Source organism: Streptomyces sp. NPDC056479 (assembly GCF_042795335.1).
Classification (GTDB): domain Bacteria; phylum Actinomycetota; class Actinomycetes; order Streptomycetales; family Streptomycetaceae; genus Streptomyces.
In genome coordinates, this window is sequence record NZ_JBHTRZ010000003.1 from 1,017,871 (window position 1) to 1,030,724 (window position 12,854).

10 protein-coding genes are annotated in these 12,854 nt (G+C 72.3%); 4 read left to right on the top strand and 6 right to left on the bottom strand.

What is annotated here, in order from left to right:
• Position 1: 1 nt before the first annotated feature.
• Positions 2-1,129, bottom strand: coding sequence for a ferrochelatase (locus ACFQ6S_RS16035; protein WP_383408918.1), 1,128 nt, complete (start codon positions 1,127-1,129; stop codon positions 2-4).
• Positions 1,130-1,320: 191 nt separating this feature from the next.
• Between ACFQ6S_RS16035 and ACFQ6S_RS16040 the strand changes: the two genes are divergently transcribed.
• From ACFQ6S_RS16040 to sepH, 3 genes are all read left to right on the top strand, one after another.
• Positions 1,321-2,559, top strand: a complete 1,239-nt coding sequence (locus tag ACFQ6S_RS16040; RefSeq protein ID WP_383408921.1) for an MFS transporter — start codon at positions 1,321-1,323, stop codon at positions 2,557-2,559.
• Positions 2,519-3,838: a D-arabinono-1,4-lactone oxidase gene (locus tag ACFQ6S_RS16045; protein ID WP_383408924.1), complete on the top strand. Its 1,320-nt coding sequence runs from the start codon at positions 2,519-2,521 to the stop codon at positions 3,836-3,838. The genes ACFQ6S_RS16040 and ACFQ6S_RS16045 overlap by 41 nt, the downstream gene beginning before the upstream one ends.
• A 461-nt stretch (positions 3,839-4,299) precedes the next feature.
• A complete protein-coding gene (gene sepH / locus ACFQ6S_RS16050; RefSeq protein WP_383408926.1) occupies positions 4,300-5,337 on the top strand; it encodes a septation protein SepH in 1,038 nt (345 codons plus the stop codon).
• Positions 5,338-5,473: 136 nt separating this feature from the next.
• On the opposite strand, the gene ACFQ6S_RS16055 is transcribed toward sepH, so the two are convergent.
• Entirely contained in the window at positions 5,474-6,325 is an 852-nt protein-coding gene (locus ACFQ6S_RS16055; protein WP_383408929.1) for a sulfurtransferase, read from the bottom strand.
• A gap of 294 nt (positions 6,326-6,619) precedes the next feature.
• Between ACFQ6S_RS16055 and ACFQ6S_RS16060 the strand changes: the two genes are divergently transcribed.
• The gene (locus tag ACFQ6S_RS16060) at positions 6,620-7,423 is read left to right on the top strand and encodes a VOC family protein (protein ID WP_383408932.1); all 804 of its coding nucleotides are present in this window, start codon (positions 6,620-6,622) and stop codon (positions 7,421-7,423) included.
• Between the two features lie 31 nt (positions 7,424-7,454).
• Here ACFQ6S_RS16060 and ACFQ6S_RS16065 read toward each other — a convergent pair whose 3' ends face one another.
• The 4 genes from ACFQ6S_RS16065 to ACFQ6S_RS16080 are packed head-to-tail and all read right to left on the bottom strand — an operon-like array spanning position 7,455 to position 12,827.
• Positions 7,455-8,102, bottom strand: a complete 648-nt coding sequence (locus ACFQ6S_RS16065; protein WP_383408935.1) for a thymidine kinase — start codon at positions 8,100-8,102, stop codon at positions 7,455-7,457.
• Between the two features lie 45 nt (positions 8,103-8,147).
• Complete coding sequence (locus ACFQ6S_RS16070) at positions 8,148-9,341, bottom strand: alkaline phosphatase family protein (protein WP_383408938.1); 1,194 nt, start codon at positions 9,339-9,341, stop codon at positions 8,148-8,150.
• On the bottom strand, positions 9,341-9,928 hold the full coding sequence (locus ACFQ6S_RS16075; protein WP_383408940.1) for a DUF5998 family protein: 588 nt from the start codon (positions 9,926-9,928) through the stop codon (positions 9,341-9,343). Before ACFQ6S_RS16075 ends, ACFQ6S_RS16070 begins: the two co-directional genes overlap by 1 nt.
• A 52-nt stretch (positions 9,929-9,980) precedes the next feature.
• Positions 9,981-12,827 carry a GNAT family N-acetyltransferase gene (locus ACFQ6S_RS16080; protein WP_383408943.1) on the bottom strand — a complete coding sequence of 949 codons (2,847 nt, stop codon included), beginning with the start codon at positions 12,825-12,827 and terminating at the stop codon, positions 9,981-9,983.
• Positions 12,828-12,854: the final 27 nt, after the last annotated feature.

Consider the following 12,854-nt stretch of genomic DNA (forward strand, 5'->3'; position numbering starts at 1 on the left):
CTCATGCGTAGGGGCTGTCGGCGCCGGCCGCCGCGGGCCTGGGGGCGCGGGACGGGCAGCAGCCGATCGGGCAGAGGTTGTGGCTCGCGCCGAGTGCGCCGCGGGCGCACGGCGTGACCTCCTGCGCGCGCTCGACCGCGGCGCGCTCCAGGACGAGATCGCGGACGGCGGCGGCGAAGCGCGGGTCGTCCCCGACGGTGGCCGAGCGCCGCATGGGCAGGCCCAGCTCCTCGGACTTGGCCCTGGCCTCCGTGTCGAGGTCGTAGAGGACCTCCATGTGGTCGGAGACGAAACCGATGGGGGCGATGACGACCGCGGGGACGCCGGCCGCGTGCCGCTCCTCCAGGTGGTCGCAGATGTCGGGCTCCAGCCAGGGGATGTGCGGGGCGCCGGAGCGGGACTGGTAGACGAGCCGCCAGGGGTGGTCGGCACCGGTGCGCTCGCGGACCGCGTCGGCGATCAGCTCGGCGACCTCCAGGTGCTGCTCGACGTACGCGCCGCCGTCCCCGTGGTCCTCGACCGGCCCGGAGGTGTCGGCGGCGGCGGTGGGGATGGAGTGGGTCGAGAAGGCGATGTGCGCGCCCGCGCGGACGTCCTCGGGGAGGTCGGCGAGGGACTGGACCACGCCGTCGATCATCGGCTCCAGAAAGCCCGGGTGGTTGAAGTAGTGCCGGAGCTTGTCGATCTTCGGCAGCTCCAGGCCCTCGGCCTCCAGGGCCGCGAGGGAGTCGGCGAGGTTCTCGCGATACTGGCGGCAGCCCGAGTAGGAGGCGTACGCGCTGGTGGCGAGGACGAGAATGCGGCGGTGTCCGTCGGTGACCATCTCGCGCAGCGTGTCCGTCAGGTACGGCGCCCAGTTGCGGTTGCCCCAGTGGATCGGCAGATCCAGGCCGTGCTCGGCGAAGTCCTTGCGCAGGGCGTCGAGCAGGGCGCGGTTCTGGTCGTTGATGGGGCTGACGCCGCCGAACTGGAAGTAGTGCTCGCCGACCTCCTTGAGACGTTCCTTCGGGATGCCCCGCCCGCGCGTGACGTTCTCCAGGAACGGGATCACGTCGTCCGGGCCCTCGGGGCCGCCGAAGGAGAGCAGGAGCAGTGCGTCGTAGGGGTGGGCATCGCGCGCGTCTGGCATGGATCGATCCTGTCATCCGGTACTGACAGCCGGGAAACGGCGGGGTGACCACCCCGGGTTCCCGGTTCGTCCGGACGGGTGCGTTAGGGTCACCTAACTCGTAAGCTGTCCCGGCCATCCACACGCCTTACGGCAGCGCCCCGTGCCCTTCCGGCCCCACGCTGCTCCCGCCTGCCTGACCGGAGACCCCCGTGCCCAGCCCCTACCGCGCCCTGTTCGCCGCTCCAGGCAGCAAGGCCTTCTCCGCCGCGGGTCTCCTCGGCCGGATGCCGCTGTCGATGATGGGCATCGGCGTGGTGACCATGGTGTCGCAGCTGACCGGGAGGTACGGCCTCGCCGGTGCCCTGTCGGCCACCATCGCGCTCGCCGCGGCGGTGGCGGGGCCCCAGGTCTCGCGGCTGGTCGATCGGCACGGGCAGCGGCGGGTGCTGCGGCCGGCGACGCTGATCTCGCTCGTGGCGGGGGCCCTGCTGCTGTTCGCGGCGCACTACGGGTGGCCGGACTGGGTGCTGTTCGTGGCCTGCGCCGGCATCGGCTGCGTGCCGAGCGTGGGGGCGATGATCCGTGCCCGCTGGGCCGCGCTGTACCGGGGGACGCCTCAGCTGCACACCGCGTACTCCTTCGAGTCCGTGATCGACGAGGTGTGCTTCATCTTCGGGCCGATCATCTCCATCGGCCTGTCCACGGCGTGGTTCCCGGAGGCCGGGCCGCTGCTCGCCGGGTGCTTCCTGGCGGTCGGGGTCTTCTGGCTGACCGCACAGCGGGGCACCGAGCCCGCACCGCATCCGCGCGAGAGCCGCGGCGGCAGTTCGGCCCTGCGTGCCCCGGGACTCCAGGTGCTGGTGGCCACCTTCGTGGCGACCGGCGCGATCTTCGGGGCGGTCGACGTGGTCACCGTGGCCTTCGCCGACGAGCAGGGTCACAAGGGCGCCGCGAGCGTGGTCCTCGCGCTGTACGCGGCGGGCTCCTGCGCGGCGGGGCTCGTCTTCGGACTGTTGCGCTTCAAGGGGGCGCCCGAACCTCGTTGGCTGCTGGGCATATGCGCGATGGCCGTGAGTATGATCCCCCTCCTACTGGTCGGAAACTTGCCGTTTCTGGCCGTGGCGCTGTTCGTCTCGGGCATGGCCGTCGCTCCCACGATGATCACCACCATGTCCCTGATCGAAGAGCACGTACCACGCGCGCAACTGACCGAGGGCATGACCTGGGTGAGCACCGGACTCGCGGTCGGGGTCGCGCTCGGCTCCTCCATGGCCGGCTGGGTGATCGACGCGGCCGGTGCTGAGGCCGGGTACGGGGTGCCGGCGGTGTCCGGGGCCGTCGCGGTCGCGGTCGGTTTCCTGGGGTACCGCCGGCTCAGCAGGCCGGCTCCGCGTCGGGGAGGCATCGTTGAGCAGCACAGCGAGCGGCAGGAACGGCACGTGGCGTAACTGGGGCGGCAATGTCGCCGCCCGCCCCGCCCGCGAGGTCACTCCGGCCTCCGTGGAGGAGCTGGCCGGGGCGATACGCCGGGCCGCCGAGGACGGCCTGAAGGTGAAGGCGGTCGGCAGCGGGCACTCCTTCACGTCGATCGCCGCCACCGAGGGCGTGATGGTCCGCCCTCACCTGCTGACCGGCATCCGCTCCGTCGACCGGGAGGCCATGACGGTCACGGTCGAGGCCGGAACCCCGCTCAAGCGGCTCAACATGGCCCTGGCGCGCGAGGGCCTGTCGCTCACCAACATGGGCGACATCATGGAGCAGACGGTGTCCGGCGCCACCAGCACCGGCACGCACGGCACAGGCCGTGACTCGGCCTCGATCGCCGCCCAGATCAAGGCCCTTGAACTGGTCACGGCCGACGGTTCGGTGCTCACCTGCTCCGAGAAGGAGAACCCGGAGGTCTTCGCCGCCGCCCGCATCGGCCTCGGCGCGCTCGGCATCGTCACCGCGATCACCTTCGCCGTGGAGCCGGTCTTCCTGCTCACCGCGCGCGAGGAGCCGATGCCGTTCACGCGGGTCCTGGCGGAGTTCGACGAACTGTGGACCGAGAACGAGCACTTCGAGTTCTACTGGTTCCCGCACACCGGCAGCACCAACACCAAGCGGAACAACCGCAGCGCGGGCCCGGAGAAGCCGGTGGGGCAGCTCGCGGGCTGGTTCGAGGACGAGTTCCTCTCCAACGGCGTCTTCCAGGCGGCCCAGTGGGTCGGCCGCGCGGTGCCCGCCGCGATCCCCGCCATCGCCCGGATCTCCAGCAAGGCCCTGTCCGCGCGGAGTTACACGGACATCCCCTACAAGGTCTTCACATCGCCGCGCCGGGTGCGCTTCCTGGAGATGGAGTACGCCGTCCCGCGCGAGGCCGTCGTCGAGACGCTGCGCGAACTCCGGGCCATGGTCGACCGCTCCGGGCTCCGGGTCAGCTTCCCCGTCGAGGTGCGTACCGCCCCGGCCGACGACATCACGCTGTCCACCGCCTCGGGGCGCGACAGCGCGTACATCGCCGTCCACATGGTCAAGGGCACCCCGTACCAGCGGTACTTCACCGCCGCCGAGCGCATCCTGACGGCGCACGAGGGGCGGCCGCACTGGGGCAAGGTGCACACGCGGGACGCCGAGTACCTGGCCCAGGTCTACCCGCGCTTCGGTGAGTTCACCGCGCTGCGGGACCGGCTCGACCCCGACCGGCTGTTTCAGAACGACTATCTGCGCCGGGTGTTGGGGGCGTAGCGCTCGATCGGCTCGCCCGCCCGTTCGACCACCTGCGCGACACGGGGACGTACGGTCGAAACCATTGGCTCCGTTTCTGACATTTGCGTGAAGTACGCCACGTTCAAGGTCGAAAACTGCCCAACCCACGGCCGAGTCACGCTCCTTGCCAGAAATCGGGCGGCGTGCCAATCCACGCACGTGGCCCAAATGGAGTACTGTGGCGAGCCCTGGGTCCAGCCTCCCGCCTGGGCATCCGTGGCCTTCAAGGACCGCCGGGAGGGGGCTAGTTGCACAGGGTGACGGAGTTGGTCACTTAGCGTTGCGAATAGGTAACCGTGCCATAACGGCGATCCAGGGCCCCGGCCCGACACGCCGGGCAACTCGGCAAGGTTGTGGCAGGCTGCACCCGGGCAGGCCACACTCGACTAGCGGAAGCAGCGACGCACGTGACGTCGGCAGGCACCACCCGGGAGGTCCCCATGCCCGAACTGCGTGTCGTGGCCGTCTCAAATGACGGCACACGGCTGGTGCTGAAGGCTGCCGACGCAACGGAGTACACCCTTCCGATCGACGAACGCCTGCGCGCAGCCGTGCGCGGCGACCGTCCGCGTCTCGGCCAGATCGAGATCGAGGTGGAGAGCCATCTCCGCCCCCGCGACATCCAGGCGCGTATACGTGCCGGTGCCACCGCGGAAGAGGTCGCCCAGCTCGCCGGCATCCCCGTCGACCGCGTACGGCGCTTCGAGGGCCCCGTGCTCGCCGAGCGCGCGTTCATGGCCGAACGGGCACGTAAGACTCCCGTCCGCCGGCCCGGTGAGAACGCCGCCGGTCCGCAGCTGGGCGAGGCCGTCCAGGAGCGACTGCTGCTGCGCGGCGCCGACAAGGACACCGCGCAGTGGGACTCCTGGCGCCGCGACGACGGCACCTGGGAAGTACTGCTGGTCTACCTGGTGGCGGGCGAACCGCACTCGGCGAGCTGGACGTACGACCCGCCCCGGCGGCTCGTCCAGGCCGTCGACGAGGAGGCGCGCTCGCTGATCGGCGAGTCCGAGGACCTCGCCGCGCCGGAGCCGAGCTTCCCGTTCGTGCCGCGTATCGCCCGGCTTCCGCGCGAGCGTTCGATGGACCGTGCCCTCGACACCGCGCGGCCGAGCCTGCCGGCCCAGGCCTCCGAACCCGTCGAGGAGATCGCGGAGGAACGGGACTCGCTGACCAGCCTGCTGGAAGCGGTGCCGAGCTTCCGGGGCGACCTTGTGGTGCCGGAGCGCCCGTCGGAGCCCGACCCGGAGGAGCCGCCCGCCGAACCGGCCGCGGAGGAGCCTCCCGCGCCCGCCGCCTCCGCCGGTTCCGCCTACGCGGACGTCCTCATGCCGCGCTCCGTCGGCAGCCACCGTGACCGTCTCATCGGCGCCACGGACCGCCAGGCCGAAGCGGACGGCGTCCGCCCCGGCCGCCGAGCCGCCGTCCCGAGCTGGGACGAGATCGTGTTCGGCACGCGGAGGAAGAAGCAGGAGTAGTAGGTCGTACTGCCGCGGATGCGGTCGTACGGAATGAGGGCCGCGCCGGTTCGCCTGCGCGGCCCTTGTGCTGTGCGGGGCTTCCCTCGGGGTCGCGCCCTGAGCGTCCCGCCCCCTGCAGCAGCCCCGCGGTGCCCTACTGCGGATCCGCCCCCACGGCCACCGGCCGTGAGGCGTCCGAGGACCACTCCGACCACGAACCGACGTACAGGGCGGACGGAATACCCGCGACCGCCAGGGCCAGCGCCTGGTGGGCGGCGGAGACTCCCGAGCCGCAGTAGACGCCGACCTCGGTGCCTTCGGTGGCGCCCAGTGTCTTGAAGCGGGCCCGGAGTTCCTCGGCGGGCAGGAAGCGGCCGTCCGCGCCGACGTTGTCGTTCGTGGGCGCGGAGAGGGCGCCCGGAATGTGACCGCCGACCGGATCGATCGGCTCGACCTCTCCGCGGTACCGCTCGCCCGCTCGTGCGTCCAGCAGTACGCCCGACCGGGCGAGCGCCGCCGCGCCGTCGGCGTCGAGGAGACCGGTCGCCCCCGGCACCGGCTCGAAGTCGCCCTCCGCCGGAGTCGGTACCGAAGTCTCCAGCGGGCCCTGCCAGGTCGGCAGCCCACCGTCGAGGACCCGTACGTCGGAGTGACCCGTCCAGCGCAGCAGCCACCACGCGCGGGCCGCCGCCCAGCCCTGCCCGCCGTCGTACACGATCACCGGCGTCGCCGACGACACCCCCGCCCGCCGCATCGCCGTACCGAATTCGGCCAAGTCCGGCAGCGGGTGGCGGCCGCGCGCACCGGGTGCGGAGGCCAGTTCCCGGTCCAGGTCGACGTAGACCGCGCCGGGGATGTGCCCGGACTCGTACGTGGCCCGGCCGTCGAACGGGGGCTGGCCGGACGCCTTCGACATGGTCAGCTGCCAGCGGACGTCGAGCAGCACCGGCGGGTTCTCGCCCGTCAGCGCGCTCGCGAGTTCAGGTGCGGAGATGATGGCGTTCATGGCCACCATCCTTGCGCACGGGGTGGCCGCATCGCCCGGCTCCGGATACTCTGCCCGCCGGACAGGCCCGATCACCGGGCGTACGGGATCGGGCACATGCTGTACAGCCGATCGACATCCTTCGGCAATCGCACGGAAACGGGCGGTAAATCGCACACCGGGCATCCTCCGGTCACCGGCCGTGTGTGGCGGCGCGCCCGCAGGGCGCCTGGCCAGGAGTGGTGCGAGCATCGGCACGGGGTCGGGAAAGCGGAAGCGACGCGGCCACCGCGAGGGGCCGAGGAGAGAGTGACGATGACCGAGGCACGGGGGTCGGCCGGCCCGAACGGCGCGACGCACGCCCGGCACACGCCCGGCACGCCCAGCTGGGTGAGTCTGATGGTGCACGGGCTGACCGCGACCCAGGAGTTCTACGGGGCGCTGTTCGGCTGGGAGTTCCGGCCCGGCCCCCAGCAGCTCGGCCCCTACGTCCGTGCCCTGCTCGACGGCCGTGAGGTGGCCGGCATCGGCCAGCTGCCGCCCGACCGCCACCTCCCCATCGCCTGGACGCCCTACCTCGCCTCGAACGACGTGGACCTGACCGCCGAGACGGTACGGGCGTGCGGCGGCACCGTCGGCGTCGGTCCGCTGGACGCCGGTGAGGCCGGCCGGATGGCGATCTGCTCCGACCCCTCCGGCGCCGTCTTCGGCCTGTGGCAGGTGGCGGGGCACCTCGGCACGGCCATCACGGGCGTGCCCGGCACCCCGGCCTGGAACGAGCTGGTGACGTTCGAGTCCGTGAACGTCGCCAAGTTCTACGAGTCGGTGTTCGCCTACGAGGAGGAGCCGGTCGTCTCCGCGGACTTCGACTACGTGACGCTGAACGTCGACGGCCGTCCGGTCGCCGGCATCCACGGCGTCGGCAACGCCCTGCGCCGCGACCGGGGCCCGCACTGGATGACGTACTTCGAAGTCGCCGACACCGACGCGGCGCTGGTCCAGGTCGTCGACCTCGGCGGCCATGTGCTGCGACCGGCCCACGACAGCGCGCACGGCCGGGTGGCGACGGTGGCGGACCCGGAGGGGGCCCGGTTCTCCGTCATCGAGAACCCGCGCTGACGGCGGCCGCGGACAGGGCCGGGGCGGCGGCTCAGGCCGGCTGCACCGGCAGGACGTCCGGGGACAGCGCCGCGGCCCGTGCGCCGGCCGCCGTCATCCGGCGGCGATGGTGGCGGCGGCACAGCACCTCGTAGCCGACGGCGTCCGCCTGGTTGACGTCGCCGACGACCACCTGGGCGCCCTCGACGACCATCTCACCGCCTAGCGTGCGGGCGTTGTGGGTGGCGCGGGCGCCGCACCAGCACAGGGCCTCGACCTGGAGCACCTCGACCCGGTCGGCGAGTTCCACCAGGCGCTGGGAGCCCGGGAACAGCTTGGTGCGGAAGTCGGTCGTGATGCCGAAGGCGTAGACGTCGAGGCCCAGGTCGTCCACCACGCGCGCGAGTTGGTCGATCTGCTGCGGCGCGAGGAACTGGGCCTCGTCGGCGATGGCGTAGTCCGCGCGGCCGCCCCGGGAGAGGTGGTCGACGAGGTACGCGTAGAGGTCCATGCCGTCCTCGACCTCCACCGCTTCGGTGACCAGGCCGAGCCGGGAGGACAGCTTGCCCTCGCCCGCGCGGTCGTCACGCGTGAAGATCATGCCCGCGAGGCCACGCGCCGAACGGTTGTGCTCGATCTGGAGAGCCAGCGTCGACTTCCCGCAGTCCATCGTTCCGGAGAAGAACACCAGCTCGGGCATGTCGAGTTGAGCACCTTTCGGGCAGCGAGGGGATCGAGGGATGTTTCAGGAGCGTACTTCGAGCAGGGGGACCAACTGCTCGGCGGGGGTCATCGAGCCGTGATTGCCGACCATCGCCGACTCCTTCGGCTCCCGCTCGGACGCGATGATCAGGACGTCGTCCCGCGCGGCCGCGACCACGTCGCCGATGCGGTCGTACACCCGCTCGTCGATCTGCGGCCCGAACCAGCCCGCGGCGATGGCCTCGTCCCGCGAGGCCACCCAGAACTGCTCGCCGAGCACCTCGCGCCAGCAGGTCAGAACGTCCTGCGCGGCGCCCGGCACCGCGTACACATGCCGCGCCCGGCCCTCGCCGCCCAGCAGGGCGACCCCGGCGCGCAGCTCCCAGTCCTCGTCGAAGTCGATGCGGTGCTCTTCGTCGAAGGGCACGTCGATCATCCCGTGGTCGGCGGTGACATAGAGCGCGGTGCGCGGCGGGAGCTGCTCGGCGAGGCGCTGGACGAGCCGGTCGACGTACATGAGCTGGCCGCGCCAGGTGTCGGATTCGACGCCGTAGCGATGACCGGCTCCGTCGAGCTCGGCGTAGTACGTGTAGACCAAGGAGCGGTCGCCGGCGGCCAGTTGCCCGGCCGCGAGGTCCATGCGCTCCTCGCCGGTCAGCCGCCCCAGGAACGTTCCTCCGCTGAGGGCGACCTTGGTCAGCGGGGTGTTCTGGAAGGTGGGCGACGACACCTGGGCCGCGTGCACACCCGCCCGGTGCGCCAGCTCGAAGACGGTGGGGTACGGCTGCCAGACGCGCGGCGACGTCCAGGGCTGCCAGCGCAGCTGGTTCATCAGCTCGCCGGTCTCCGGATTGCGCGCGGTGTACCCGGGCAGGCCGTGCGCGCCGGGCGGCAGGCCGGTGCCGACGGAGGCGAGGGAGGTCGCGGTGGTCGCCGGGTAGCCGGTGGTGATCGGGCGTCCGGTGCCGCCGCGCGAGCTGGCCAGCAGCGAGGCCATGAAGGGCGCTTCCTCGGGGTGCGCCTTGAGCTGCTCCCAGCCGAGGCCGTCGATCAGGAACACGCAGTTGCGGTCGGCGGCGGTCAGCTCGGCGATCGTGGCGGTCATGCCCGGTACGGCCATGCCGGCGGCCAGGGTGGGCAGCAGATCGGCGAGTGAGCCGCTGCCGTACTCGGGGGACGGCGCGGAGGTGACGGCGAGGGGTTCCGGATGCGGGTCCCAGGCGGTGGACTGAACCATCAGTGCGCGAGGTCCGCGGTCGCCTCGGAGAGCGACTGTGCGAAGGCGAGCGCCTGGCGCACCGTCTCCGGACCGTCACCGGCCTCGCTGACGCGCAGGCTGAGGTCGTCCGCCGTCGAGCTGCCCGTGTAGCCGTGGTCGGCCTCGCAGTTGGGGTCGCCGCAGGCGGCGGGCTCCAGATCGATGCGGGAGACGGCGCCCCAGCCGATGGTGAGGACCACCTCGCGGGGCAGGGTGCCCACCGTGTACTGCTCCGGGTTGGCGACGACGCGGCTGAGCACGACCGAGGAGATCCGGCCGAGCTTGACCGACTCCGTCGAGGTCGTGGCGTACGGCGTCGGGGAGGTGCCGTCCGCGGCCTGCTCGTCGGTGTGGCTGACGATGAAGCGGTTGCCGGTGAGGACGAGCACGGTCACATGCCGCCGCACCTCGTTCTGGTCGAACGTCGTCTCCTGGTGGACCAGGTACGACCGGATGGGCTCGCCGCCCACGGCGGCCTCCACCGCCTCGGCCACGAGGGCCGGGTAGTAGCCGCTGCGCTCGATCGCCGCACGCAGCCCCTGGGTCGTCGTACTGGTCTTGGCCATGACGCCCATCCTACGGGGGACCACTGACTGCGAGGCACCGCTCAGGGCGGTCTCAGTACGTCGGGAGGGTCCTCGGTCCGAGGTCGTCGCGGGCGGGCGGCGGTGCGAGGCGCACGGACGCGCCGAGCGCGCTGAGGCCGTGCGTGGCGACGACGACGGGCTCCAGGGTGACCGCGACGACCTCCGGGTGGTCGTCGACCAGCCTCGACACCCGCTGCAGCAGCTCTTCCAGGGCCGGGGTGTCGACGGGCGCGGAGCCGCGCCAGCCGAAGAGGAGCGGTGCCGTCCGGATCGAGCGGACGATCGAGGTCGCGTCGCGGTCGGTGACCGGGATCAGCCGGTGCGCCATGTCGCCGAGCAGCTGGGAGGCGGCTCCCGCGAGCCCGAAGGACAGCACCGCACCGGCCGCCGGGTCGATCACGGCCCGTACGACGGTGTCGACGCCGCGCGGAGCCATGCTCTGCACGACCGGCCGCAGCTCCTCGGGCCTGCCGAACAGCTCGGTCAACTCGGCGTACGCCCGCCGCAGTTGCTCCTCGTCCGCGAGGTCGAGCCGTACGCCGCCGAGGTCGGCGCGGTGCCGCAGGTGCGGGGCGGTGGCCTTGAGGGCGACCGGGTAGCCCAGTGTGCGGGCGGCGTCGGCGGCGGTGTCGGGGCTGGGGGCGTGCAGGGCGCGGTGCACCTGGATGCCGTACTTGCCGAGCAGGTCGCAGGTCTCGTCGGTGCCCAGCGTGAGGCCCTGCCCGCGCGCGAGCAGCCTGCCGATCAGCCGGGCGGCGCCCTTCTCGTCGATGTCCTCGTACTCGGGCACCTTGCCGGGCTCGGCCGCCTCGCGTCGCCACTGCGCGTACTTGACGGCTTCGCCGAGGGCGCGGACGGCGCGTTCGGCGGCGGGGTAGGCGGTGATGAGGCGAGGGGCGTTCTCGGAGGTGTCCGACGGCTCGGGCGGGGTCTCGGCGGGGAAGTCGAGGGGGCGGATCGGGTGGGCGCGGACCACGGAGCGGGGCGCCTTCGAGTCCGGCCGTGGTGCGGTGCTCGCCGCGGCCGACAGGGCTTCCGCGAGTCCGCCCAGTTCCACGTGCACCACCAGGACCGGCTTGCCCGGCACCCGCTCGGCGGCCGTCCTCAGTGCCTCCGCCAGCTCTGCGTCCCCGGTCGAAGCGTCGCCGATCGCCGGTATGGCGGTGACGACGACCGCGTCGCACGTCTCGTCGGCCAGCGCGCGCGACAGCGCCTGGTGGAAGTCCCTCGCCGACGCGGCCGTCGTCAGATCCAGCGGCGGCAGCGGCCGCAGGCCCTCCGACAGACACGCGTCGTAGGTCAGCAGGCCCAGCGACTCGGAGTTGCCCAGGATCGCCACACGCGGGCCGGCCGGCAGCGGCTGGCGCGCGAGCAGCAGTCCCGCGTCCACCAGCTCGGTGATGGTGTCCACGCGGATCACACCGGCCTGCCGCAGCAGTGCGGACACCGTGGCGTGCGGCAGCCGCGTGGCCCGGACGGCGTGCCCCTGCGGTGCCGCGCCGCCGTGCCGCGCGCCCTGGACCACGACCAGCGGCTTCGCCGCCGCCGTGCGCCGGGCGAGGCGGGTGAACTTGCGTGGGTTGCCGATGGACTCCAGGTACATCAGCGCGACGTCGGTGTCCGGGTCGTCGTACCAGTACTGCAGGACGTCGTTGCCGGACACGTCGGCGCGGTTGCCGGACGACACGAAGGTCGACACGCCCGTGACCCCGGTGACCCCGCCGCCGCGCCGGTGCAGCCGGGACAGCAGCGCGATCCCGATCGCGCCGGACTGCGCGAACAGCCCGATCCGGCCGGGACGGGGCATCTCGGGCGCGAGCGAGGCGTTCAGCCGTACGTCGGCGGAGGTGTTGATGATCCCGAAGGCGTTCGGGCCGATGATGCGCATGCCGTACGCGCGTGCCTGCCGTACGAGTTCGCGCTGGCGCTCGCGCCCGTCGGGCCCGCTCTCGGCGTAGCCCGCGGAGAGCACGACCAGGCCCTGCACGCCGTGCTCGCCGCACTCGGCGACGACCTCGGGGACGAGGGCGGCCGGCACGGCGACCACGGCGAGGTCGACCTGTTCCTCGATCTCCCGCACGGAACGCTGCGCCGGCACCGAGTCGAACTCCTTGAGGTCCTCCGGGAACGCCCTGTTCACGGCGTACAGCCGCCCCGTGAACCCGGCGTCCTTGATGTTGCCGAGGACGCTGCGGCCCACCCCGCCGGGCGTGCGGCCCACGCCGATGACGGCGACCGAGCCGGGCACCAGCAGCCGCTGCACGGACCGGGCCTCGGCGCGCTGCTCGCGCGCGTACTGCACGGCGAGCGAGCGGTCGGTCGGCTCCAGGTCGAACTCCAGGCGTACGACGCCGTCCTCGAAGCTGCGCTTCTGTGTGTACCCGGCGTCGGTGAACACCTTGATCATCTTGGTGTTGGCGGGCAGCACCTCGGCGGCGAACCGGCGGATGTCCCGCTCGCGCGCGACCGCGCCGATGTGTTCGAGCAGGGCGGAGGCGACGCCGCGCCCCTGGTGGGCGTCCTGGACGAGGAAGGCGACCTCGGCCTCGTCGGCGGGCGCGGACGCGGGCATTCCGTCGGCGCCGATCCGGTCGTAGCGTACGGTGGCGATGAACTCGCCGCCCACCGTGGCCGCGAGTCCCACCCGGTCCACAAAGTCGTGGTGCGTGAAGCGGTGGACGTCCTTGGCGGACAGTCGCGGGTAGGGCGCGAAGAAGCGGTAGTACTTCGACTCGTCCGACACCTGCTCGTAGAAGCTGACCAGGCGCTCGGCGTCATCAACGGTGATGGGGCGGATGCGCGCGGTGCCGCCGTCGCGCAGCACCACGTCGGCTTCCCAGTGGGCGGGGTACTCGTGCCTGTCCGAGGCGCTCTGCATGGGGCCCAGAGTACGGCTCGCGTACGA